At 64.1% G+C, this 21,303-nt stretch carries 23 protein-coding genes; 9 read left to right on the forward strand and 14 right to left on the reverse strand.

The annotated features are described in order from the left end of the window. Positions 1-7: 7 nt before the first annotated feature. The gene (gene tsaD / locus ACLJEU_RS21450; RefSeq protein ID WP_414663795.1) at positions 8-1,045 is read right to left on the reverse strand and encodes a tRNA (adenosine(37)-N6)-threonylcarbamoyltransferase complex transferase subunit TsaD; all 1,038 of its coding nucleotides are present in this window, start codon (positions 1,043-1,045) and stop codon (positions 8-10) included. 1 nt (position 1,046) lies between these two features. Continuing rightward, a complete protein-coding gene (locus ACLJEU_RS21455) occupies positions 1,047-2,333 on the reverse strand; it encodes a S41 family peptidase (RefSeq protein ID WP_414663796.1) in 1,287 nt (428 codons plus the stop codon). A gap of 136 nt (positions 2,334-2,469) precedes the next feature. On the opposite strand from ACLJEU_RS21455, the gene ACLJEU_RS21460 reads away from it, so the two are divergent. The 3 genes from ACLJEU_RS21460 (at position 2,470) to ACLJEU_RS21470 (ending at position 5,618) form a co-directional block, all read left to right on the forward strand. Further along, the gene (locus ACLJEU_RS21460; protein ID WP_414663797.1) at positions 2,470-3,360 is read left to right on the forward strand and encodes an SAM-dependent methyltransferase; all 891 of its coding nucleotides are present in this window, start codon (positions 2,470-2,472) and stop codon (positions 3,358-3,360) included. A gap of 94 nt (positions 3,361-3,454) precedes the next feature. After that, positions 3,455-3,685: a 50S ribosomal protein L28 gene (gene rpmB, locus ACLJEU_RS21465; RefSeq protein WP_414663798.1), complete on the forward strand. Its 231-nt coding sequence runs from the start codon at positions 3,455-3,457 to the stop codon at positions 3,683-3,685. A gap of 130 nt (positions 3,686-3,815) precedes the next feature. Next, the gene (locus ACLJEU_RS21470) at positions 3,816-5,618 is read left to right on the forward strand and encodes an ATP-binding protein (RefSeq protein ID WP_414663799.1); all 1,803 of its coding nucleotides are present in this window, start codon (positions 3,816-3,818) and stop codon (positions 5,616-5,618) included. A gap of 60 nt (positions 5,619-5,678) precedes the next feature. On the opposite strand, the gene fabF is transcribed toward ACLJEU_RS21470, so the two are convergent. The 4 genes from fabF to ACLJEU_RS21490 form a co-directional block, all read right to left on the reverse strand. After that, the gene (fabF, locus tag ACLJEU_RS21475; protein WP_414663800.1) at positions 5,679-6,929 is read right to left on the reverse strand and encodes a beta-ketoacyl-ACP synthase II; all 1,251 of its coding nucleotides are present in this window, start codon (positions 6,927-6,929) and stop codon (positions 5,679-5,681) included. Between the two features lie 101 nt (positions 6,930-7,030). Next, positions 7,031-7,294, reverse strand: a complete 264-nt coding sequence (gene acpP / locus ACLJEU_RS21480) for an acyl carrier protein (RefSeq protein ID WP_414663801.1) — start codon at positions 7,292-7,294, stop codon at positions 7,031-7,033. A gap of 40 nt (positions 7,295-7,334) precedes the next feature. Further along, positions 7,335-8,084: a 3-oxoacyl-[acyl-carrier-protein] reductase gene (gene fabG, locus ACLJEU_RS21485; RefSeq protein ID WP_414663802.1), complete on the reverse strand. Its 750-nt coding sequence runs from the start codon at positions 8,082-8,084 to the stop codon at positions 7,335-7,337. Between the two features lie 122 nt (positions 8,085-8,206). Next, entirely contained in the window at positions 8,207-9,382 is a 1,176-nt protein-coding gene (locus ACLJEU_RS21490) for a sulfite reductase subunit alpha (protein ID WP_414663803.1), read from the reverse strand. Between the two features lie 169 nt (positions 9,383-9,551). On the opposite strand from ACLJEU_RS21490, the gene ACLJEU_RS21495 reads away from it, so the two are divergent. The 6 genes from ACLJEU_RS21495 to rfaD all read left to right on the forward strand — a co-directional run bounded on the left by ACLJEU_RS21495 (position 9,552) and on the right by rfaD (position 15,412). Next, positions 9,552-10,367 (forward strand): pseudouridine synthase, encoded by an 816-nt coding sequence (locus ACLJEU_RS21495; protein WP_414663804.1) that lies wholly within the window; start codon positions 9,552-9,554, stop codon positions 10,365-10,367. Next, positions 10,357-11,190, forward strand: a complete 834-nt coding sequence (locus ACLJEU_RS21500; RefSeq protein ID WP_414663805.1) for a hypothetical protein — start codon at positions 10,357-10,359, stop codon at positions 11,188-11,190. Before ACLJEU_RS21495 ends, ACLJEU_RS21500 begins: the two co-directional genes overlap by 11 nt. A gap of 94 nt (positions 11,191-11,284) precedes the next feature. After that, positions 11,285-12,160 (forward strand): bifunctional methylenetetrahydrofolate dehydrogenase/methenyltetrahydrofolate cyclohydrolase FolD, encoded by an 876-nt coding sequence (gene folD, locus ACLJEU_RS21505; protein ID WP_414663806.1) that lies wholly within the window; start codon positions 11,285-11,287, stop codon positions 12,158-12,160. Positions 12,161-12,313: 153 nt separating this feature from the next. Then, positions 12,314-13,441: a response regulator gene (locus tag ACLJEU_RS21510; RefSeq protein ID WP_414663807.1), complete on the forward strand. Its 1,128-nt coding sequence runs from the start codon at positions 12,314-12,316 to the stop codon at positions 13,439-13,441. Between the two features lie 65 nt (positions 13,442-13,506). Then, on the forward strand, positions 13,507-14,313 hold the full coding sequence (gene proC, locus ACLJEU_RS21515) for a pyrroline-5-carboxylate reductase (protein ID WP_414663808.1): 807 nt from the start codon (positions 13,507-13,509) through the stop codon (positions 14,311-14,313). Between the two features lie 100 nt (positions 14,314-14,413). Then, positions 14,414-15,412: an ADP-glyceromanno-heptose 6-epimerase gene (gene rfaD / locus ACLJEU_RS21520; RefSeq protein ID WP_414663809.1), complete on the forward strand. Its 999-nt coding sequence runs from the start codon at positions 14,414-14,416 to the stop codon at positions 15,410-15,412. A 6-nt stretch (positions 15,413-15,418) separates the two neighbouring features. Here rfaD and ACLJEU_RS21525 read toward each other — a convergent pair whose 3' ends face one another. The 8 genes from ACLJEU_RS21525 to ACLJEU_RS21560 form a co-directional block, all read right to left on the reverse strand. Next, a complete protein-coding gene (locus tag ACLJEU_RS21525) occupies positions 15,419-15,670 on the reverse strand; it encodes a hypothetical protein (RefSeq protein ID WP_414663810.1) in 252 nt (83 codons plus the stop codon). A gap of 75 nt (positions 15,671-15,745) precedes the next feature. Further along, positions 15,746-16,417, reverse strand: coding sequence for a c-type cytochrome (locus ACLJEU_RS21530; RefSeq protein WP_414663811.1), 672 nt, complete (start codon positions 16,415-16,417; stop codon positions 15,746-15,748). Then, complete coding sequence (locus ACLJEU_RS21535; RefSeq protein WP_414663812.1) at positions 16,414-17,076, reverse strand: cbb3-type cytochrome c oxidase subunit II; 663 nt, start codon at positions 17,074-17,076, stop codon at positions 16,414-16,416. The genes ACLJEU_RS21530 and ACLJEU_RS21535 overlap by 4 nt, the downstream gene beginning before the upstream one ends. After that, positions 17,073-18,506: a cbb3-type cytochrome c oxidase subunit I gene (locus ACLJEU_RS21540; protein WP_414663813.1), complete on the reverse strand. Its 1,434-nt coding sequence runs from the start codon at positions 18,504-18,506 to the stop codon at positions 17,073-17,075. Before ACLJEU_RS21540 ends, ACLJEU_RS21535 begins: the two co-directional genes overlap by 4 nt. 13 nt (positions 18,507-18,519) lie before the next feature. Then, positions 18,520-18,867: a hypothetical protein gene (locus ACLJEU_RS21545; RefSeq protein WP_414663814.1), complete on the reverse strand. Its 348-nt coding sequence runs from the start codon at positions 18,865-18,867 to the stop codon at positions 18,520-18,522. Next, positions 18,860-20,131, reverse strand: a complete 1,272-nt coding sequence (locus ACLJEU_RS21550; RefSeq protein ID WP_414663815.1) for a hypothetical protein — start codon at positions 20,129-20,131, stop codon at positions 18,860-18,862. The genes ACLJEU_RS21545 and ACLJEU_RS21550 overlap by 8 nt, the downstream gene beginning before the upstream one ends. After that, complete coding sequence (locus tag ACLJEU_RS21555; RefSeq protein ID WP_414663816.1) at positions 20,128-20,766, reverse strand: c-type cytochrome; 639 nt, start codon at positions 20,764-20,766, stop codon at positions 20,128-20,130. Before ACLJEU_RS21555 ends, ACLJEU_RS21550 begins: the two co-directional genes overlap by 4 nt. A gap of 2 nt (positions 20,767-20,768) precedes the next feature. Next, a complete protein-coding gene (locus tag ACLJEU_RS21560) occupies positions 20,769-21,302 on the reverse strand; it encodes a DUF3341 domain-containing protein (protein WP_414663817.1) in 534 nt (177 codons plus the stop codon). Position 21,303 lies beyond the last annotated feature (1 nt).

Genomic DNA, 21,303 nt, shown 5'->3' on the forward strand with positions numbered 1-21,303 from the left:
GCACTGCTCACGCCAGCGCCACGCTCGGTTCGATGCGCAGCGCGAGGCCGGACGAAACGTCCGCTCCGGCGCGGTCGGCCCAGGCGGCAAATGCAATCATCCCGGCATTGTCGCCCGTGTGTGCCGGCTGCGCGGCCAGGAAACGCACATTCGCACGCGCCGCCGTTTCGGCCAGCGCTGCACGCAACGTCCGGTTGTTCGCCACGCCGCCCGAAAGCCCGAGACTGCGAAACGTCCCCGCCCCCTGCCGCAGCGCTGCACTCGCTTTGCGCACCAGCGCGTCCACCACCGCCTGCTGATAACTCGCACACAAATCAGGCCGGCGCGCCTCCACCTCGGCCGCGGGCATTTTTTCCAGGAGATAGCGCAGGCTGGTCTTCAGGCCGGAGAAACTGAAATCGAGTTCATCACGCCGACCAATGCCGCGCGGAAAATCGTAGGCATCGGCCCGCCCGCCCGCAGCCAGTTTCTCAATCAACGGACCGCCCGGGTAACCGAGGCCAAGCAACTTGGCCCCCTTGTCGAGCGCCTCGCCCGCCGCGTCGTCGCGCGTCGACGACAGGACGCTGATGCGACGCGTCGCATCCACGGTGAAGAGCAGGGTGTTCCCGCCCGACACGATCAATCCAAGATGAGGCAGCAGCTCCGCGAGCCGAAGATCGAATGCCTCCGGCGCCTCAGCGTGGAGCGCGATGAACGGCGACCACACGTGGCCGCGCAAGTGGTTCACGCCGATGACGGGCGCGTTCAAGGCCAGGCCGAGCGCTTTGGCCGCGGCCACGCCAATTGCGAGACACGCCGCCAGCCCGGGACCGTTGGTCACGGCGATGGTCTGCACGGCCTCAAGGCCCACCTCGCGCCGCGCACGTTCAAGCAACGGCGCAAAGGTCCGCAGGTGTTCGCGCGTGGCGAGATCCGGCACCACGCCACCGTGCTTTTCGTGCAACGCGATCTGGCTGTGGATCCACTCGCCGACCAGCCCGCGGGCAGGATCAAAAAGTGCGGCGGCGGTTTCGTCGCACGAGCTCTCGAGCGCGAGAATCATCTCAGGGCGTGGCGCGCTCCGCTCCGCGTTCGGCAAACAGGCGCACACCCTTCAGCATCGCCACGGCTGTCTCGAGCTGCCGGTCGATCACCGGCTCGAATCCAAAGCGTTCCTTGAATGCCGCCGGATCCGTGATGTCCGGGCGCGAACGCTGCCGCGCCAGCCGTGTGTCCTCTTCCGGCGTCATCACCACTTCAACATGCGGCGTGATGCCGCGTTCGTGAATCGTCGCGCCGCCGGGAGTGTAGTAACGCGCCGTCGTTAGACGCAGGCCTTCGCCGTTCTCGAGCTTGAAGACGGACTGCACGGATCCTTTGCCAAAGGATCGTTCGCCGATCACGATCGCGCGGCCGGTGTCTTTCAGCGCTCCGGTGACAATCTCCGCGGCACTCGCGCTGCCGGCATTGATCAACACCGCCAACGGCACGGTCACGGGCGCAATATCCGACTCGGACCGGAAATCTTCGCGGTCCGTGGGTTTGCGGCCCTTGGTGTAGACGATCAGCTCCTTCTTCCTGAAGAACGGCTCAGCTACCTCCACCGCCGCGTCGAGCAGGCCGCCCGGATTGTTGCGCAGATCGATGATCAGACTGTTCATCCCGCGGCGCAAAAGGCTCTCGATCGCCCGGCGAAACTGCGCCGCAGTGTGATCGGAAAACTCGGTGAGCTGAACGTAGCCGATGCCGCCATCCATCATCTGCACGCCGCGAACGCTCTCAATTTTGATGATTTCGCGGACCAGGGTCAGGTTAAGCGTGCCCTGCGTCGAAGGCCGGTAGAGGCTGAGCATGACCTTGGTCTTAGGCTTCCCGCGCAGACGGCCCACGATGCCATCGATGTTGCCGGCGGATTCCACGACCTTGCCGTCGATGCTGACGATCTCGTCGCCGCGCTGAATCCCGGCGCGCTCGCCCGGGGTGCCAGCCAGCGGCGCAATGACGACGATGCGATTCTGGCGCGTCTCCACCTGGATACCGACACCGCCGAACTCGCCCGTAAGATCCTCCTCGAACTCCTCATTGTCCTTCTTCTCGAGAAACTGGGAGTGCGGATCGAGGGTTTCGATCATCCCGTGCAAGGCGGTGCGCGCGAGTTGGTCGTAGGTGGCGGCCTTCTCGTCGACGTAGTTTTCGTTCACCAGGCGCATCACGTCCTTCACGTAGCCGGCCGAGCGCGAGAGGTCGCGATTCGGCCACAGATTCCACGCGGCGGCCACGCGCAGTCCCGCCACCATCAGCGCAACGCCGAGCCCGGCGCCGGTGACAAGCGTGAGAATGCGTTTGAACATGCGGGCCACTGTGGCCATCCGCATGCGTTTGTAAATGGGTTCGTCGACTGTCCCGCCTCCCGCCGCTTCACCGGAATTTCTCGCGGTCTTTCGCGCGCACGCAGACGCCGCGGGTCGGATGTCGTTCGACCGGTTCATGGCACTCGCACTTTACCACCCGGAGGTCGGCTATTACCGACAGCCCCGAGTCCGCGTCGGCTATGCGCCGGGCACCGACTTCTACACGTCGAGCACCAGCGGTCCTCTCTTCGGCGAACTGGTGTCGGCCGCCTGCGCGACCCGTCTGCGCGCCGCCGGGCGCGACCCAGCGCGACATACGTTCATCGAGATTGGGGCCGAGCCGGCCGCGAGTCCGTTTCAGGGCATTGCGCATCCGTTCGCCGCACTGCGCACGCTGCGCGTGGGCGAACCGATCGCGCTGGCGGGCGAGCTGGTGGTGTTTTCGAACGAACTCTTCGACGCGCAACCCTTTGAACGCAATGTGTACCGCGCCGGGCGTTGGCGGACGCTGGGCGTGCAGCTCACCGGCGACGCCCTGCTGGAAATCGAGTTGGACGGCGACACCCCGGACCTGCCCCCGGCCGGGACGGAGGGCTATCATTTTGATCGCCCGCTTGCCGCGGATCGTCTCGCCCGGGAGATTGTCGCGCAGCCGTGGAACGGACTTTTTGTCGCGTTCGATTATGGCAAGACGCTGCGCGCTTTGCTCGGGGAAACGCCCGCCGGCACGGCCCGCGCTTATTACCAGCATACGTTGACCGACGACCTGCTCGCCTGGCCCGGGCACCAGGATCTGACCTGCCACGTGTGTTGGGATGGGTTGAGCGACGCGTTGCGCGAGCACGGCTTTGCGGAGCCCGCGCTCGACTTTCAGGAAGCCTTTTTCATCCGGCAGGCCGGTGAGTTCATTGCCCGCACCAGCGCGGCCGAGGCGTCGCGTCTGAGTCAACGCAAGCTCGCCCTGATGCAGTTGTTGCATCCCGCGCACATGGGCCAGAAATTCCAGGTGCTGCACGCGATCCGCTGAACGCGAGCGCCCCGTCTTCACTCGACCAAAATTCACCTTGCTTCGACTGCCGCGCGACCTTTACTTTCGACCCTTTAACCAACTCGAAACCATCATGGCCAGAATCTGTGCAATCACCGGTCGCCGTCCCGTCAAAGGCTCGATCATCAATCGCAAGGGTCAGTCAAAGAAGAGCGGCGGCATCGGCACGCACGTGACCAGCATCACGAAGCGCAAATTCCGTCCCAACTTGCAGCGTATCCGGATTAAGACCGCCAACGGCGGCACCAAGCGCGTCTGGGTCTCGGTCAAGGCCATCAAGGCCGGTTTGGTCGAGAAGGCCTGATTAGGTTAGCCGTCTTCGAGTTACATTTTGCTTCGCGCCCGCAGCCCCCCGGCTGCGGGCGCTTTGTTTTTACGACCCGCCCTTGCCCGTCGTCCTGAAACCCGCACCGTTTGTTCACTCGATTCACTGTATGCTGAACTCCGCACTCCCAGCATCCAACGATCCGCCCAGCGCGGAGATCGATCACAAGGTCGAGGCGGAGATGACGCGTTTGCTGTATCGGTCAGCGGGGTTCGGGCTGTTTTCCAACTTGGTCCTGGCGTGCGTGCTCGTCGCCGGGACGTTTCAGGCTCACCCGCTGTCCCTGCACCTCGGCTGGCTGGCCGCAATCCTCGCGGTCTCACTGGCCCGACTGGCCTTGAACGCGGCTTACGCCCGCGCTCAGCCGACCACGGTCGCAGACCACCAGCCGTGGCGCCACCGCTTCATCGTCGGTGTCGCGGTGGCCGGCGTGACTTGGGGTGCAGCCGCATGGCTGTACTTCACGCCGGATCAATTGATGCCGTGCCTGCTCTTGGTGTGCATTCTCGTGGGCATGAATGCCGGCGCCGCCCGTTCCCTCGCATCGGTGCCATGGAGTTACCGGATCTATGTGGGTACCACCATGGGGCCGCTGCTCGCGCAGTTCATTGTGCTGCCCGATTCAGGCGCATGGACCTTTGTCGGTGTCGGCATCACCTACGCCCTGTTTCTGCTGAACACCGCGCAACTGCATCACGCCGATCTGCGGCACCTGTGGCGGTTGATTTTCGAGAACCGCGACTTGGTCGCCACCCTGAGCCAGGAGAAGGCGCGCGCGGAATCCGCCAGCCTCGCGAAGAGCGAATTCCTCGCGACCATGAGTCACGAGATTCGCACGCCGATGAACGGCGTCGTCGGCATGCTGCAGGTACTGGAAAACTCCCCGCTCAACGCCGAGCAGAAGGCGCAGCTCGACACCGCGATGGGATCGGCGGACACGCTGATGCGGCTGTTCAACGACATCCTCGATCTCTCCAAGCTCGAGAGCGGCAAACTGAAACTGGCCTCAACCGCCTTCGCGCTGCCCCACGCCCTTCGCGCCGTGGGCCACGACCTGCTGCCGCGCGCCCGTCAGAAAAATCTCGAGCTCCTCGTCACGCTGCCACCCGATCTGCCGGCGTACGTCGCCGGGGATGAAGCCCGGGTGAAACAGGTGCTCTTCAATCTCGCCGCCAACGCGATCAAGTTCACGGAAAACGGCCGCGTCGAAATCGCCGCCGCGGCCGTGCACCAGCAGGAGCAGGTGTGCGTGGTTCGCTTCGATGTCCGCGACACCGGCATCGGCATGGACGAGGCCACGCAGGCGAAGCTGTTTCGCGTGTTTTCGCCGGGGGACAGCTCGATGACCCGACGCTTCGGCGGCACCGGCCTGGGTCTGGCGATTTCGCAGCGACTGGTGAATCAGATGGGCGGTCACATCACCGTGCAGTGCAAACCCGCTGCGGGCTCCGTGTTCAGTTTCGAGCTCGCTTTGCCGCTCGCTCCCGCCCCGGCCAAACCTCTTCCGCCCGCCGCCGCGCCCTCACCCGGCGCCCTGGCCGGCCGAGTCCTGATCGTCGAGGACGACCGCGTGAACCAGCGCGTGATCGAACTGCTCCTGCGCAAGCTCGGCCTCACGCCGGTGGTTGTGGGTGACGGCGCGACCGCGGTTGAATGCGCGACCCGTCAAACTTGGACCGCGATTCTGATGGATTGCCAGATGCCCGAGATGGACGGTTTCGAAGCGACCCGCCGGATTCGGCAGCACCTCGCCGGCCGCCCGCTCCCCATCATCGCCATCACCGCCAACGCGCTCGCCGGCGACCGAGCCGCCTGCGTCGCGGCTGGCATGGACGACTTTCTTGCCAAGCCCGTAAAGCAGGAGGAACTACGAGCCTGCCTGGCGCGGTGGATTCCGCCGAGCGGAGCCTAGCTCGCCGCACGTCCGCCGCCAGCGCTCCCATCGGAGCCACGAGCCCCACCGCCACCGACACTACAACGCGCGGAACACCACCGACGCGTTCTGGCCGCCGAAACCGAGGTTGTTGCTGAGGACGGCCTTCACGGCGGCGGGACGGGCCACATTCGGCACGTAGTCCAAATCACAATCGGGATCAGGATCCTCAAGATTGATGGTCGGCGCGATCAGCTGTGACTGCAGCGTCTTCACGCAGATCACCGACTCGATGCCGCCGGCGGCGCCGAGCAGATGGCCGGTCATGGACTTCGTCGAACTGATGGCCACGCGGCGTGCGTGGTCGCCGAAGACCTTCTTGATCGCGAGGGTCTCGAACTTGTCGTTGTACGGCGTCGAGGTGCCGTGCGCATTGATATAGTCGATCTGTTCGGGCGCGATCGCGGCGCTCGCGAGCGCGCGCTTCATGGCCATCGAGAGTCCCTTGCCCTCGGGATCGGGCTGCGTGATGTGAAACGCGTCACACGTCGCCGCATAGCCCGCGAGTTCGCAATAGATCCGGGCGCCGCGCGCCCGCGCGTGCGCCATCGACTCGAGTACCAGCACGCCGGCGCCCTCGCCCATGATGAAGCCGTCACGGTTGCGATCGAACGGCCGGCTCGCGCGCTGCGGTGAGTCGTTGCGCGTGCTCATCGCCTTCATCGCGCAAAAACTCGCGTACGCGAACGGCGTGATCGCCGCCTCGCTGCCGCCGGCGATCATCACGTCCGCATCGCCGCGACGGATCGCATGCGCGGCCTCGCCGAGGGCGTGCGTGCCGGTCGCGCACGCCGAGACCAGGCCGAAATTCGGGCCGCGCGCGCCCAGCTCGATCGCCACCAGCCCGGCGCACATGTTGCCGATCAGCGACGGGATCGTGAACGGCGACACCTTGCGCGGACCGCGCTCGGCCAGGACCTTGAGCTGCGACTCGAACGTATACATTCCGCCGATACCCGATCCGATCATGACGCCGACCCGGTCGCCGTCCTCCCGGGTCATCTCGATCCCGGCGTCGGCCACGGCCTGCTTTGCGGCCACGAAACCAAAATGCGTGTAGCGGTCGTTGCGCCGGGCCTCCTTCGGATCCATGTGCAATGCCGGATCCCAGTCGCGCACCTCGGCGCCGATCTGGCTCGCGAATTCCGACGGATCAAACTGCGCGATGCGTTGGATGCCGCAGCGGCCGGCCACCAGGCTCGACCAGAACGCGTCCACGTCGTGGCCGATCGACGTCACGGTGCCCAAGCCGGTCACCACCACACGCTGGGAAAATGAAGGGACTTCCATAGGCGAGGCCGAAGCCGGTTGGATTCAGAAAACAAAAAGGCGTTCTGCCAGAAATTTCCGCGGGGGAAATCGGCAGAACGCCAGAATAATTCGATGAGGTCTTAAGCCTGTCCGGCCTTCGCCTTGATGTAGTCGATGACCTGGCCGACGGTTTGGAGCTTCTCCGCGTCAGATTCCGGGATCTCACCCTTGATCTCGTCTTTGAACTCTTCTTCGAAGGCCATGATCAACTCGACGGTATCGAGCGAATCAGCGCCAAGATCGTCGAGGAAAGAGGCCGTCGGCGTGATCTGCTCTTCGTTCACGTTGAGCTGATTGACGATGATCTCCTTGACGCGTTGTTCGATAGTTTTTTGGTCAGCCATTTTGCAAATATTAGAGGGGAAGCGCGGTTCAGCGGAGGGTTCACATCGCCATCCCACCGTCAACGTTAAAAACTTGTCCAGTGATGTAGCCAGCCTCCTCGGAACAGAGGTAGGTTGCCAGATTCGCGATGTCGGCGGATTCGCCGAAACGCTTGAGCGGAACGGCCTCCAAAATCTTCGCCGACGCCTCGGGATTGTTCACGAATTCCGTGGTCATGTCGGTCTTGATGAAGCCGGGCGCAACCGCGTTCACCGTCACGCTCCGCCCCGCGAACTCCCGCGCGAGCGTCTTGGTCAGGCCGATCATGCCCGCCTTCGCCGCCGAGTAGTTCGCCTGGCCGGCATTGCCGATCACGCCGCTCACCGACGTGATGTTGACGATGCGACCCCACCGCGCGCGCGTCATCGGGCGGCCAATTAGTTTCGTCCAGTGAAAGCAGCTGGTGAGATTCGTGGCGATGACGTCGTTCCAGTCTGCTTCGCTCATCCGGAACAGCAGGCCGTCGCGCGTGATGCCCGCATTGTTCACCAGAATATCGATGGTGGGAAACTCCTTCAGCAGCGCTTCCGAAGCCTGCGCGATCGCCGCGCCGTCGGCGACGTCCACCGCCAGGGCCTTGGCCTTGCCTCCCGCCGCCACGATCGCGGCCGCCGTGGCGCCGCAGGACTCGGCCGACTTTGAGACGCAGATGACCGTCACGCCGTGCTTCGCCAGCGTTTCGGCAATGGCCTTGCCGATGCCACGGCCGGCACCGGTGATGAGCGCAGTTCGATTCTTGAAGGTGAGCATGAATTAATTGCGGATTTCGGATTGGGAATTGCCAACTGAAAATCCAGCGCACCGAAAAGATTTCAATCCGCAATCCGCAATCCGCAATCCGCAATCCGCAATCCGCCATTGCGCATCCGCGCTCAATACACGTCGCGCTGGTAACGCCGGTCCTTCTTCATCTGTTTCACGTAGTCGACGGCCTGCTCAGGACTGAGTTTGCCTTGCTGGGCGATGATGGCGTGCAGCGCCGTATCGACGTCCTTCGCCATCCGTTTCGCGTCACCGCAGACATAGAAGTGCGCGCCCCGCTCCAGCCACGCCCAGAGTTCGGCGGCGTTTTCCCGCATCCGGTCCTGCACGTAAACTTTGAGCAACTGATCCCGCGAGAAGGCCGTGTCGAGCCGCGTGAGCTGCTTCTTCTCGAGGTACGCCGTCCACTCCTCCTCGTAGAGAAAATCCGAACCTCGCCGCTGGTCGCCAAAGAAAAGCCAGTTGCGCCCCGTCGCGCCGGTGGCGACCCGCTCCTGCATGAACGCCCGGAACGGCGCGATGCCGGTGCCCGGTCCCACCATGATGCAATCACGCGCGCCGTCCTCCGGCGGACCGAAATGCGAGTCCGACACAAAAACCGGCACCGGCGTGCGGCCGAGTTGCACGCGATCGGCGAGGAACGTCGTGCACACGCCCACGCGTTTGCGGTGGTTGGACTCATAGCGCACGACCGCCACCGTGATGTGCACGTCGCTCGGATACACCCGCGCCGACGATGCGATCGAATACAGCCGCGGCATCAGCTTGCGCAGATGCTCGACGAATTCCTGCGCCGTGAGTTTCGCACTCGGATACTCGGCGAGGAAATCCACGAATTCCCGCTCCTCGAGCACCGCGGTCAGCATGTCTTTCGACTCCGGCGCCAGCAGGCCGACGAGGCGCGCCTTCTCGTCGTGACTCGCGGCCTTCTCCGCGAGGACTTCGATGAACCGACGCGTGGGCTTGGACAACGCGAGCTTCTCTGTGAGCAGCTCACGCAGGGGCGCAGGAGCGGGCAGGCGCAGCGCAGGCGGCGAAACGAGTTCATCACCCCGCGCGCCCAGCCGCTGCAAAATCTCCTCGACCTCCGCCGGCCGGTTGGAGGGAAAAATGCCGAGTGAATCGCCCGCCTTGTACCGCAAGCCGCTGCCCCGCAGATCGACCACAAAGTGGCGGGTCTCCTTCGCGGAGCTGGCTTTGCTCAACAGCCGGTTCTCAGTCAGCCGCGCGGGAAACGGCCGGTCCTTGGAATAAATGGACGTGGGTGTGTCGACAGTCGCTGCCATGGGGTAGCCGGATGAAGCGAGCCACCCCGATCCCATGCAAGCCGGTTTCCACCTCGGAGCGCAGGCGTCCCTCCTGCAGGTTTGAAGCGACCGCGCGCCGCCCGCACCTCCGCCTCACTCTTTCACCGGCAGGCTTGCAGCGGTCGGTGATTTGCCGCCCATTTGGTTCATGGCATCAGCCGAGCCGATTCGCGTGCAGAAATTCATCGCCGACGCCGGGGTTTGTTCCCGGCGCGCGGCGGAGGCGTTGATCGCGCAGGGCGAAGTCTGGGTGAATGGCAAGGTCGCCACTCTTGGACAGAAGGTTAACCCGGGCGTCGACAAGGTCGCCGTGAGCGGAAAGGTCGTGCGCACCACCGCCCAGCCGCGCATCACGGTCGCGGTCAACAAACCCCGCGGCCTGGTCTGTTCCAACGACGACCCGCACCACGCCGCGACGGTCTTCGAGTTGCTGCCGCGCGAGTTCTCCAAGTTTCGCTTTTTCTGCGCCGGCCGGCTCGACCTCGACAGCGAAGGCCTCGTGATCCTCACGACCGACGGCGATCTGGCGAACCGGCTGATGCACCCGTCGAATGTGGTGACGAAGCGGTATCACGTCGTGCTGAAGGCTCCGTTTCCCGCGAGCCGGATGACGCAACTCATCCGGGGCGTGGTGGTCGAAGGCGAACGGATGAAGGTCGAACGCGCTGCGCTCATCAACCCCGGTGCCGCCCAGGCGTCCACCGATCTCGATGTGCACATGCACCACGGCAAGAAGCGCGAAATCCGCCAGGTATTCACGACGCTCGGCTATGACGTGAAGCGTCTGCGGCGTTACCAGATTGGCGCGCTCCAACTGAAGGGAATCCCGTTGCGGGCCGGAAAGGTCCTTTCTAGCAAGGACGTCGAATTGCTTTTCCAGAATCCACACACACCGCGCGCCGCGTTCGAAGTCTCCAACGCCAAAAAAGCCTCCGCCTCCACCCGTTCCGTCGATGAAGATTAAACTCCTCCGCACCGCCCGTCCTGCCCTGAGCCTCGTCATCGGGCTCGCGTTGTCCTCCGCGCTGCACCTGCACGCGGCGCCCCTCACCGCCACGACCGCGGTGCACACCAAGCCTGAGGCCGCGTCGCCCGCCATCAGTTACCTGAAGGCCGGCACCGATCCCGTTCCCGCCACCTCCGGCCTCGCGCCGGCCGGCTGGATGGCGATCGAACTCAACGGCCCGTTCGAGTGCTACGTGGAAAACAAGGAACTGACCAAGAGCCTCGATCCGAAGCCGGGCGTCGCGCTGCGGCTCGCGCCCAGGGCCGACGCCGGCGTCCTCGCGATCGCCGAACGCGGTGACAACGCGAAGATCACCGGCCTCCGCGGCAAATGGACGCAGCTTTCGCTCGAAAAGAAAATCGTCGGCTACATCCAGGTGAATGCGCCGGTCGCCCAGGCACCGGCCCCGAAGCCCGTTCCGGCCGCCGCCCCCGCCCCGATGTCGCCGGCCCCGGCGTCGCCGGGCGTCTACGGCTCGGCCGTCGCAGGCCAGGCCGCACCGATGCTCAATCTCGGCGACGGCGGCGTCAGCGTGCTGCCCCGGCAGTTTGCCGGCCGCTTCGTCGCCACGAAACGCGCCTTCGCCCCGCGCCGGCCGTACGACTACGCGTTGAATGACGATGCGGGGAAGCGTTACGCGTACATCGATATCTCCAAGCTGCTCCTGACCGAGCAGATTGAAAAATACATCGACCACAATGTCGTGGTGTTCGGCGGCGCGAAGCCGGTCCCGGACAGCAAGGACATCGTGATCATGGTCGAGTCACTGCAACTGAAGTAAGACTCGAACCCTTCCGCCCGCGAATCACGCGATTCTCGCGAATGCTTTTTCATCATTCGCGACCATTCGTGTGATTCGCGGGCGAACGTTTTCCATGGATCTCATCGACGGTAATCAAGTCGCCGCAGCCATCATCGCCGAGCTCAAGGCCGAAGTCGCCACGTTCTCCGGCCGCAAACCCTGCATCGCGCTGGTGCGCGTCGGCGAGGATCCCGCCTCGGTCTCGTACGTGCGGAAAAAGGAAAAGACCGCCGCCGAGATCGGAGTAACGAGCCGGATCATCCTGCCGCCCGTTTCAATTTCCCAGGCGGAGCTGTTCGCGCTGCTCGACGATCTCAACGCCGACCCGACCGTCGACGGCATTCTCGTGCAGTCGCCACTGCCGAAACACATCGACGAGGTCGGCGTGTTTCGCCGGGTCGCGCCGGAAAAGGACGTCGATGGCTTCAACACGCTCAACCTCGGCAAGGTCGCGCAGGAGGATGAAACGGGCTTCGTCGCCTGCACGCCCGCCGGCATCATGGAGTTGCTCGCACGCAGCGGCGTCGACCTGAAGGGCAAGCACGTGGTCGTGCTCGGCCGCTCCCTCATCGTCGGCAAACCGGTCGCGTTGCTCGCGCTGCAGAAAAAAGCCGGCGCGAACGGCACGGTCACGATCTGCCACTCGGCCACCACGAACCTGCCTGGCATCACGCGGCAGGCCGATGTCCTGATCGCCGCGATCGGCCGGCCGGAATTCGTGTCCGCCGACATGGTGAAGCCGGGCGCCGTCGTGATCGACGTCGGCATCAACCGCGTGCCGGACGCGTCCAAGAAAACCGGTTACCGCCTGACCGGCGACGTGCATTTCGAGAGCGTCGCTCCGTTGTGCGCCAAGATCACGCCGGTGCCCGGCGGCGTCGGTCCAATGACCGTCGCCATGCTCATGAAGAACACCGTCAAAGCCTATCGCCAGCGCGGCCAGGCGTGACGCGGCGGCAGCCCGTGGAGGTTGAACGGTGTAGGTTGAACGGTGAATGCGACCGCTTCAGGGCTTTCAACCTTCAACTTTCACCCTTCAACTTCTTCCCGCCCCTCGCCCGGCTTGCACCACGGTCGGCATTCGTATTTCTTCCCCCACCAAATGGCCGCCCCTTCGATCCTGGTCGTCGATGACCAACCCATTAACGTCCAGCTGCTAAAACGGAAGCTGGAGCGGGAGGGGATTCGGATTTCGGCCGCCTACACGGGACTCGAGGCGCTGGACCTTGTGCGCAAGGACAAGCCGGATTTGATTCTGCTCGATGTCATGATGCCCGACATGGACGGCATCGAGGTGTGCCAGCGACTGCAGGCGAGCGAAGACACCCGCGGCATCCCGATCATCTTCATCACGGCGCGTTCCACCAAGGAGAGCAAACTCGAGGGCCTGAACGTCGGCGCCGTCGACTACATCACGAAGCCGATCGATCTCGATGAGACCCTGGCCCGGGTGCAAACGCAGCTGCGGTTCGTCCAAATCAACCGCCAAGTGCTGGACCTGACCCGCCGGCTCGAGGAGTCGCGCAAGGCCGCGACCATCGGCGCCGTCACGCAGGGCATCGCGCACAATCTCAACAATCTCCTCGGCGTCGTCATCGGTTACCTCGATCTGGTCAAGGCCTACTACGACAAGCCGGAACAGGTCCGAAAGAACGTGCAGCACGTCGAGGACGCCGTCGGCCGGATCGTCACGATCATCAAGCAACTCAGCACGCTCGTGGTGAAATCGCGGCCGCCGTTCATCAAGGCCAGCCTCCAAAAGATCCTCGAGGGCGGCGTGAGTCGCTTTCACCAAGAGTACCGGCTCACCGCGCCCATCACGATCGAGAATCCGCTGGGCGATCTGATGATCGATACGAATTACGAAATCGTCGAGGAGGTGCTCGCCAAGGTGCTGATCAACGCGTGGGAGTCGTACGAGAACAAGGTGACCGACCCGCGGCCCGTAGTCATCCGCACCTCGGTCATGGAAAAAACCGACGACGGAAAATTCGTCGAGATCCGGATCATCGACCACGGCCGCGGGATGGATCCGGATATCCGCGACAAGATGTTCGAGCCGTTCGTGAGCACGAAGAACACGGTGGGCGTCGGCATGGGCCTGACGGTCGCCCGGCACGCGCTGCGCAACCTCGGCGGCGAAGTCACGATGATGGATACACCCGGCCGTGGCGCGACGGCGTTGCTGACGCATCCGATCGACCGCAAGGTGAAGAAAATGACCGACTGATCCCGCGCGGTTCGCCGCGTCGTTAATCGACGTGGCCGCGTCCGCCGGCTCCGCCTCCCCTTTTCATGCCCAAAATCGCATTCCTCGGTGCCGGCAACATGGCGTCCGCCTTCGTCGAAGGCCTGCTCGGCCAGAAGGCCGCCGCACCCGCCGATCTCATCTGCTACGGTGGTGCCGACACCACGGCGGCCACGCTCGCCGCCCGCACCGGCATCGCCGCCGCCGGCACGCTCGAGGCGCTGACGATAGACTTCGACACACTGCTGGTCGCGTTCAAGCCACAGCACTTGGCCGAAGCTGATCCGCGTTTCGCCGACTGGACCGCCGGCAAACTCGTCGTGTCGATCCTCGCCGGCAAACGCCTTTCGAGTCTCAACCGGGCGTTCCCGCGCGCGCGCAACGTCGTGCGCACGATGCCCAACACCCCGGGCCAGATCGGCGCGGGCATCACGGCGTGGTGTTCGCGCGATCCCCTGTCCGATGCCGATCGCGCGAACGTGAAAACCCTGCTCGACGCCCTCGGGCAGTCGGTGGAAGTGCCAGAGAACGATCTCGACGCCGTGACCGGCCTGAGCGGGAGCGGCCCGGCGTATGTGTTCGAATTTGCGGCCGCGTTGCGCGATGCCGGCGTGGCTGCGGGATTGACCCGAGCCGCCGCGGAGAAACTCGCCGTCGAAACCCTGCTCGGTTCCGCGCGCCTGCTGGCCCGCAAGGCGATCGAACCGGAGACGTTGCGCGACCAGGTCACCTCGCCCAACGGCACGACCTATGCCGGGCTGCAGCGGCTGAAGGCCGGTGACTTCCGCGGGTTGATCCGCGAGACGGTCCTCGCCGCCACCGCCCGGTCGAAGGAGTTGTCGAAGGACAGTTGATTTCCCTCCCGGGACCGCGACCGCCCCCGGTCGCCTCCGGACGATTGCGACCGGGGGCGGTCGCGGTCCCAGTCAAACCCTTGCAGTCTCTCCCTCAACCATGAGTTCCCTCGACGGCCGCATTCTCGTCACCGGTGGCGCCGGCTTCATCGGCAGCGCGCTCGTGTGGGCGCTCAATCAGCGCGGGCACACCGATATTGTCGTGACCGACATTCTTGGCACCGACGAAAAGTGGAAGAATCTCGTGCCGCTGAAATTCGCGGACTACGTCGATGCCGGTGAGTTTCGGCGCACGCTCGCGCAGGTGGCCAGCGCACATGGACGTTTCTCCGCGGTGTTTCATCTCGGTGCCTGCTCAGCCACGACCGAGAAGGATGCCGGCTATCTGGCTGACAACAATTACGGCTACACCAAGGAACTCGCAGCGTGGTCGCTCGCGCAGGGCGCGCGCTTCATCTACGCCTCGTCCGCGGCCACCTACGGCGACGGCGCCCAGGGCATGGACGACAAGAGCGAGGATCTCAGCCGGTTGCGGCCGCTGAACATGTACGGCTACTCGAAGCACCTCTTCGATCTGCACGCCCAACGCGTCGGCTGGCTATCGCGGATCGTAGGGGTGAAATACTTCAACGTTTTTGGTCCCAATGAGGATCACAAGGGCGACATGCGTTCGCTCGTGAACAAGGCCTACCAGCAGATCCTCGCCAACGGCCGCGTGCAGCTTTTCCGGAGCCACAAACCCGAGTTCAAGGACGGCGAGCAATTGCGCGACTTCCTGTACGTGAAGGATGCAGTGGAGATGACGCTGCACTTCGCCGAGAAAGCCACGACCGCTGGTGGACTTTTCAATCTCGGCAGCGGCCAGGCCAACACCTGGCTCACGCTGACCCGCGCGATCTTCGCGGCGCTGGGCCGGGATCCGCAGATCGATTTCGTCGACATGCCCGAAATCCTCCGCGGCAAGTACCAATACTTCACCCAAGCCGACGTCGCCAAGCTGGTCGGCAGCGGTTACATGCGCCCGATGACGCCGCTGACGGAGGCCGTGCGTGACTACGTGCAGGGCTATATGGCGCCGGCAAAGAAGCTCGGCGAGTAGCGTCAGCTACGCTGTGCCGGCCGGGGAGAGGGGCTCGATCGCGGTAATGTGCAGCAGCGTGATGTACGCGGCCGTGCCGTCGTCGTACTCCACGGAGACGCGGCGTAAGAGTCGCGTGATGGAAAGGTGATCGGGCGTCGGAATTTCGTAGGTCTTGCCGCTCGACAGCACGATGCGGAAGGGAACGAAGGGCGCGGCACCCAGCCGAGCCTGCAACTCGGCCAGATGCACCGTCTCGGGATTGAATTCACGGGCCACTTCAAAATGAAACCAGCCCGCCGCCGGGAGGCAAGCGGGCTGAAAACCCAAACTCGGGGCGAGCGCAGGCTCGCGTTACGGGATCTTCTCGAGCTCCGCGGCCAGCCAGGGCTTGCGATCGCCTTCCTTGGTGCGGACCGCGGCCACGGCCTCAGCGGTGATCGGCTCGGTCTTCTTGCCCCACTCCTTGCGGATGTAGGTGAGAACCGCGGCGACCTTGTCGTCGGACCAGTTGTAACCGGAACCGGCGACCCGGCCGAAGGCCGGCATGGCGGAATTGTAGTCGACGCCGCTGACCTTGATCGGTCCCTGGATACCGTGAAGCACGATGCGAATCAGACGCTCGTCCGATCCGGCGACCCAGTCGGACTCGAACAACGGCGGAATCGCGCCGGGCACGCCCACGCCGGTCGGCTGGTGACACGTATTACAGGCGGCGTTGTTATAGAGTTTGCGACCGACCTCGAAGGGATCCGCGACCACGGCGGCGGCCGGACCGCTGCCCGGGGCGTGGAGCTGGTTTTCGTTGAACACGCGGGGATCGAAATGACCGGCGTAACGGCCCAGATAGGTGCCGCCGAAAAAGATCAGTCCGCTGAAGATGAAAAGCAGGTTCAACGGCATCAGCCGGTAATGCGCCTTCTCATCGGGCTGCTGGCCGAGCAATTTTTCATGCGCAGCGAGCAGGCTCTCGTCGGTGACCGCGGCCTGGTCGACGCTGGAATCGGGTTGGGACGGCGTGCTCATTTCTTGGTCTCTCCCGCCTTGGCTTTCGCGTCAGGTGCGGCGGCCTTCTTCTCCGGCGCCATCGGACGCGCCTCGGGATACTCGTAAGCGTTGTTCGAATTCAGCAGATACGCGGCCAAGGTCAGGGCGCGCTCGGTCGGCACAATCTGATAACCCGGGGCTGGCGCGTAGGGAGCGACCAAGGCGAGGGCCTTGGCCGACTGTTCGCCGTCGATCTTCTTTTCGTTGAAAAGGAACTTGTAACTCGGATGTGTGGCCGCGCCGAGGTACAGGATGCGCAGGATGCCCTCTTCCGTGGGCTTGCGCGCGCCGTAGTTCGCGAGATCCGGACCGAAGCGAGACGCTCCGAGCTGCGGGCGAGCCTGGTGAATGTAATCGCGGGCGACGCTCTGACGGTCACCCCAGCCGCGCGCCTGGTCGCTGCCATAATCAGGACGGCGGACCTGCTGGGTGTGGCACGAGGCGCAACCAAGATCCGCGTAAACGAGCTGCCCGCGGGACGCGATGCCAGCGCTCCGTAGCGGGAACGCTGAGCCCTCGGTGTCGTCGTAGTACGGCGTCAGGCGGCCGAGCTGCGCATGCGAGCCCAGCACGACGCCGCCAAACGAAATGACCAGCGCGACAAAGAGGCCGAGAAGAAAGAGCGGGCCGTTTTTCATGACGCGTGCGCCTCCAGTTTGGAAGCCTGCCGGAACAGGGACTCAGCGGTGGCGGGGGTGGCTGCACAGCAGCTCTCGCACGCACTCCGCAGGAAATTGACGAGGAGCAGAAGATTGGCACTCAACAGCAGGAGCTGCGCCCCGCTGTTGATCAGCAGCGGCACACTCACGGCGCCGAAGATCTGCGCAAACGACGACTTCGGGTCGAGCAGGCCTTCACCTTGGGTGATGCCCGCGTAGGTCAGCGCGGCGATCGACAGCGCGATGCCGAGCGTCACGACGACCCGATGGCCCGTCACCATGCCCGGATAAGCCCAGGCCCGGCCGGTCAAACGCGGCACCATGAAGTACATCGCACCGAAGAACATCATCGAGATGCCACCATAGATGCCGAGCTGCTCGATCGCGCTGGCGACAAAGGTGAATTGAGTCCCGACGGCGATGGCACGGAACGAGGTGATGAACTCGAACGCGCCCACCAGGAAATACGCAATGAGACCGGTGCGGATGAACTTGATCGCGTTGCCCGAGGCGGAAAACACGATGCGGAAATTCAGCGCGACCACGAGATAGTGGAACACCAACAGACCCGCGCTCACGACCGCCATGGTGGCGATCCACGCCGGGACCGGGCCGCCGATCAGGTGACGGCCACCCGTCCACGCGCCGACGAAAATCAGCGTCCAGAAACCGAGCGGGGCAGAGTCATAGGAAGGCAGCACCCGGCCCGCCACTTTCGGCACGATGTAATACGCACCGACGAGCGCGAGCGGCGACAGCCAGAGGGACCAGACACCCTGCGTGTACCAGCCCGCGGCAATCGCCTGCACGGTGCCGCGAACGGGCCACCACAGGAGAACGGCCTGCGCGGCGCAGAGCAGCCAGGGGAAAAGGAAAAGAGCGGCGATACCGTACCACTGCGAAGCGTACGTGCCGTCGGTCTTGCGACCGGACCAGGCGAGCACGCCCGAGATGCCAATCGAGGCATAGGCGACGACGAGGAGCGGCTGCACGTAACGCGGCATCTGCAGCAGCGAGAAGGACGTCATGTCACCGGTCGCGATGCCGATGAGCCCGGCCGCGATGGCCGTGTTCCAGAACAGCGTGCCGACCACGGTCCAATTGAGGGCGCGCAGCGGATAACCGCCGAGCCGGCCCATCACCCAGAGGGCAATCGCCAGACCGGCGTTGGCCGCCCAGCCGTAGACAAAGGTCGTTTCGCGCAGCGCCTGCGAGCGTCCGAACGTGAACCACGAGCAGTCGGCAAAAAAGTGCGGCGAGTGCAGCTGGATCGACGTGATGAGCGCGAGGATGCCGCTGACGACGAGCCACACCACACCCGACCCCAGGAGCAGCAGCAACGGGCCGCGCGCTTGGGTATCGATGGCAGTGACTTCAGCCGAACCGGCGTTGGTCGGGGCGTTAATCATCTCGGATAATTTATTATTTGCCGCGCGCGGGCTGCTTCGAGGCCAGATCCCGTGCCGTCAGTTCCATGGCGCGATCGATGGGGAGCTGCACCACGCCGGTGTTCTTGTCGACCCACGCGTAGCTGGTCGCCTGCTTCGCTTCCTTCTCGCGCAGCTCGGTCAGCGTCTTGCGCCGTGAATCCTGCGTCGCCCGCCACTCGAGTTCCTTGGTCAGGTTCTCGGGCGCGGCGTTGAACGTCGACACCGTCGTCGGGTGATAGAAATATCGCAGCACGAGCAGAAACGCGGCGAAGACGCCGAACAGGAAAACGATCGTGAAGAGCGAGACCGGCCGGGCCGGCGTGGCGGGAAGATCACTCATGGTGCGTGAGGCTCTCACCAATGCGCGGGTCGCGAATCGGAATGAGCTTGGTGGTCGGGAAGCTGCGGAGGTAGGCCCAGACGCAGACGCCGCCGACGCCGACAACCGACGTCAGGACCCAGACCAGATTGAGGCCAAGGAACGGAAGGGAGTCGCCGTGGCTGTCCTTGAGCACCGGCAGAATGTTGTAGCACAGGTCAACGAGCACGATGGAGAGCGTCCAGAACGCGATGCGCCGGATGATGTGGTGCGTGACCTTGAAGCGATACGAGAGCAGCGCGAAGAACGGCACGAAGAAGTGGCCGAACAGAATCAGGAGACCGACGTACCACCACTGATTCGTGGAACCGTCGTGGTTCAACTCACGCAGGTTGTACCAAAACGTTTCCTCGGGCACGTTGGCGTTCCAGATCAGGAAGTACTGCGAGAAGGTCACGTACGCCCAGAAGACGGTGAACGCGAGGAGCAGCATGCCGATGCTGTGAAAATGGTTCGTGTTGAGCACGCCCTTCAGGTCACCGCGATTCCAGAGCCACACCATGATGATGATGCCGATCGCCAGTGCACCGCGGACGCAGTTCGCGAAGAACCACACGCCGTACATCGTGGAGAACCAGTGGTACTCGAGGGACTTGATCCAGTAGATCGCCGCGAACGTGAGCGTCAGGGCGCCGAGCGGCAGACCCATCGCCGCCGTCACGCGATTCATGAACGTCCACTTGAGATCGCCATCGGCGTCCTGGCTGAACGACGCCTTGCGCAGGCGGGCCGAGAGCCACATCCAGATCACAAAGAACGCCGCGGTCATGCCGATGAACATGCCGGGACTGAGGAAGCTGGCCTTCTTCAGATAGAGCGGGTCGTGGCCGACGGTGTGGCCGCCGTGAAGCTCGTGACCGAGGTTCAACCAAGGCCAGATGATGTCGCGCTGGTAGAAGAACGAGGCGAGCACGAGCGGCAGGAACAGCAGTCCCAGCCATTTGAAGGCGGAGAGACCGTGTTCGAACTGACGCCGGATCACCGTCGACCAGGAGGCATCGAAGATGTGATGAATGAGGATCAGCATCAGCATGCCGATCGCGATCGCGGTCCAGAACGTGACGCCCACGAGCCACGAGAGCGCCACCTTGGGCGCGCCCGAGACGAAGAGTCCGACCAAGGTCAGCGCAATGCCGACGAAGCCGATCATGAGTGCCTTGCCCGCCGCGGATGCGGTGGAGTCAGCCGGAAGAGCCGCGGGTGCGGTTGCAGCGTGGGAACTCATTGGATGCCGAGAGAGGTTTTGGCGGCGGCGTCAGCGACGTCGGTGGCCTTGCCCAGTTGAGCGCGCTGGAGGGCGCGCACGTAGGCGACAACGGCCCAGCGGTCCTCGGGGACGAGTTTGTCCGCGTAGGGCATCATGGTGTTTTTGCCGTTCGTGATGGTGTTGTAGATTTCACCTTCCGCCATGGTGCGCAGACGGGGATCGTGATAACTCGGCGTGGCACCCATGCCGTAACGCTTGGTGATGCCGTTGCCGTCACCCGTGGCACTGTGGCACGGCGCGCAGTAAATCTGATAACGGTCACGTCCGCGCTCGAGGAACTTGCCGTCGACGGTCAAGGCCGCGGGGATGCCCGCGACAAACGCGCCGGCGGCATCCTTGCCGCGATAAAGGTGATCGTCCTCGCGCAACATGCCGCGCGCCACGGTGTGCGCGGGCGGAACGCGATCGGAGCGGCCGTCGGCGAAGAAGACGCTCTCGGACTGGGGGCGGAACTTCGGCTGGTGCTTCATGCCGGGGAAGGCCCACTCGGGGAAGACATCCATCGGCGGCGCCGTGAACGTGGTGCCGCGAAATCCGAGGACCGACACGGCCAGCACGCAGACAAAGAGGGTGATGAGATAGACGTGGCGCATGCTCAGGGCTCCAGCTCTGTGATGGCCTTGCCGCCGGCCTTCTCGAGGAGGGCCTTGGTGTTGGCGAGATTGAAGCGCGGGTCGCGCGCCTCGATCACAATGAAGAACGTATCGTCCATGCCGCGACGAATCTGGTCGTACTTGAGCACGGGATGATAATGCATCGGAAGTCCGTTCACCACGAACATGCCGATGATGGTCGCGAAGGCGGTGAAGAGAATCGTGAGCTCGTAGCTCACCGGAAACGCGAACATCGGGCTGAAGAGCGGCTTGCCACCCACGATGAGCGGGTAGTCAAACATGCCCGTCCACCAGATCATGGTCATGCCGGTGCAGAAACCGGTGATGCCGCCCGCGAGCGAAATACGCGGGACGATGGAGCGTTTCAGCCCCATGGCCTTGTCGAGGCCGTGGACCGGGAACGGCGTGATGCAGTCCCAGAAGCGATAGCCGGAGTCGCGCACCTGCTCCGCCGCGTGGTAGAGCTCGGGCGCCGTTTCGAAGGTGGCGATCAGGCCGTAAGGTTGTGCAGCCATG

The sequence above is a fragment of the Terrisphaera buseokensis genome (assembly GCF_047521145.2).
Classification (GTDB): Bacteria; Verrucomicrobiota; Verrucomicrobiia; order Opitutales; family Opitutaceae; genus ER46.

Bases quoted from the DNA above. Each gene is read 5' to 3' on its own strand.
- tsaD (WP_414663795.1), bottom strand. From the start codon at position 1,045: ATGATTCTCGCGCTCGAGAGCTCGTGCGACGAAACCGCCGCCGCACTT.
- ACLJEU_RS21455 (WP_414663796.1), bottom strand. From the start codon at position 2,333: ATGTTCAAACGCATTCTCACGCTTGTCACCGGCGCCGGGCTCGGCGTT.
- ACLJEU_RS21460 (WP_414663797.1), top strand. From the start codon at position 2,470: ATGGCACTCGCACTTTACCACCCGGAGGTCGGCTATTACCGACAGCCC.
- rpmB (WP_414663798.1), top strand. From the start codon at position 3,455: ATGGCCAGAATCTGTGCAATCACCGGTCGCCGTCCCGTCAAAGGCTCG.
- ACLJEU_RS21470 (WP_414663799.1), top strand. From the start codon at position 3,816: ATGCTGAACTCCGCACTCCCAGCATCCAACGATCCGCCCAGCGCGGAG.
- fabF (WP_414663800.1), bottom strand. From the start codon at position 6,929: ATGGAAGTCCCTTCATTTTCCCAGCGTGTGGTGGTGACCGGCTTGGGC.
- acpP (WP_414663801.1), bottom strand. From the start codon at position 7,294: ATGGCTGACCAAAAAACTATCGAACAACGCGTCAAGGAGATCATCGTC.
- fabG (WP_414663802.1), bottom strand. From the start codon at position 8,084: ATGCTCACCTTCAAGAATCGAACTGCGCTCATCACCGGTGCCGGCCGT.
- ACLJEU_RS21490 (WP_414663803.1), bottom strand. From the start codon at position 9,382: ATGGCAGCGACTGTCGACACACCCACGTCCATTTATTCCAAGGACCGG.
- ACLJEU_RS21495 (WP_414663804.1), top strand. From the start codon at position 9,552: ATGGCATCAGCCGAGCCGATTCGCGTGCAGAAATTCATCGCCGACGCC.
- ACLJEU_RS21500 (WP_414663805.1), top strand. From the start codon at position 10,357: ATGAAGATTAAACTCCTCCGCACCGCCCGTCCTGCCCTGAGCCTCGTC.
- folD (WP_414663806.1), top strand. From the start codon at position 11,285: ATGGATCTCATCGACGGTAATCAAGTCGCCGCAGCCATCATCGCCGAG.
- ACLJEU_RS21510 (WP_414663807.1), top strand. From the start codon at position 12,314: ATGGCCGCCCCTTCGATCCTGGTCGTCGATGACCAACCCATTAACGTC.
- proC (WP_414663808.1), top strand. From the start codon at position 13,507: ATGCCCAAAATCGCATTCCTCGGTGCCGGCAACATGGCGTCCGCCTTC.
- rfaD (WP_414663809.1), top strand. From the start codon at position 14,414: ATGAGTTCCCTCGACGGCCGCATTCTCGTCACCGGTGGCGCCGGCTTC.
- ACLJEU_RS21530 (WP_414663811.1), bottom strand. From the start codon at position 16,417: ATGAGCACGCCGTCCCAACCCGATTCCAGCGTCGACCAGGCCGCGGTC.
- ACLJEU_RS21535 (WP_414663812.1), bottom strand. From the start codon at position 17,076: ATGAAAAACGGCCCGCTCTTTCTTCTCGGCCTCTTTGTCGCGCTGGTC.
- ACLJEU_RS21540 (WP_414663813.1), bottom strand. From the start codon at position 18,506: ATGATTAACGCCCCGACCAACGCCGGTTCGGCTGAAGTCACTGCCATC.
- ACLJEU_RS21545 (WP_414663814.1), bottom strand. From the start codon at position 18,867: ATGAGTGATCTTCCCGCCACGCCGGCCCGGCCGGTCTCGCTCTTCACG.
- ACLJEU_RS21550 (WP_414663815.1), bottom strand. From the start codon at position 20,131: ATGAGTTCCCACGCTGCAACCGCACCCGCGGCTCTTCCGGCTGACTCC.
- ACLJEU_RS21555 (WP_414663816.1), bottom strand. From the start codon at position 20,766: ATGCGCCACGTCTATCTCATCACCCTCTTTGTCTGCGTGCTGGCCGTG.
- ACLJEU_RS21560 (WP_414663817.1), bottom strand. From the start codon at position 21,302: ATGGCTGCACAACCTTACGGCCTGATCGCCACCTTCGAAACGGCGCCC.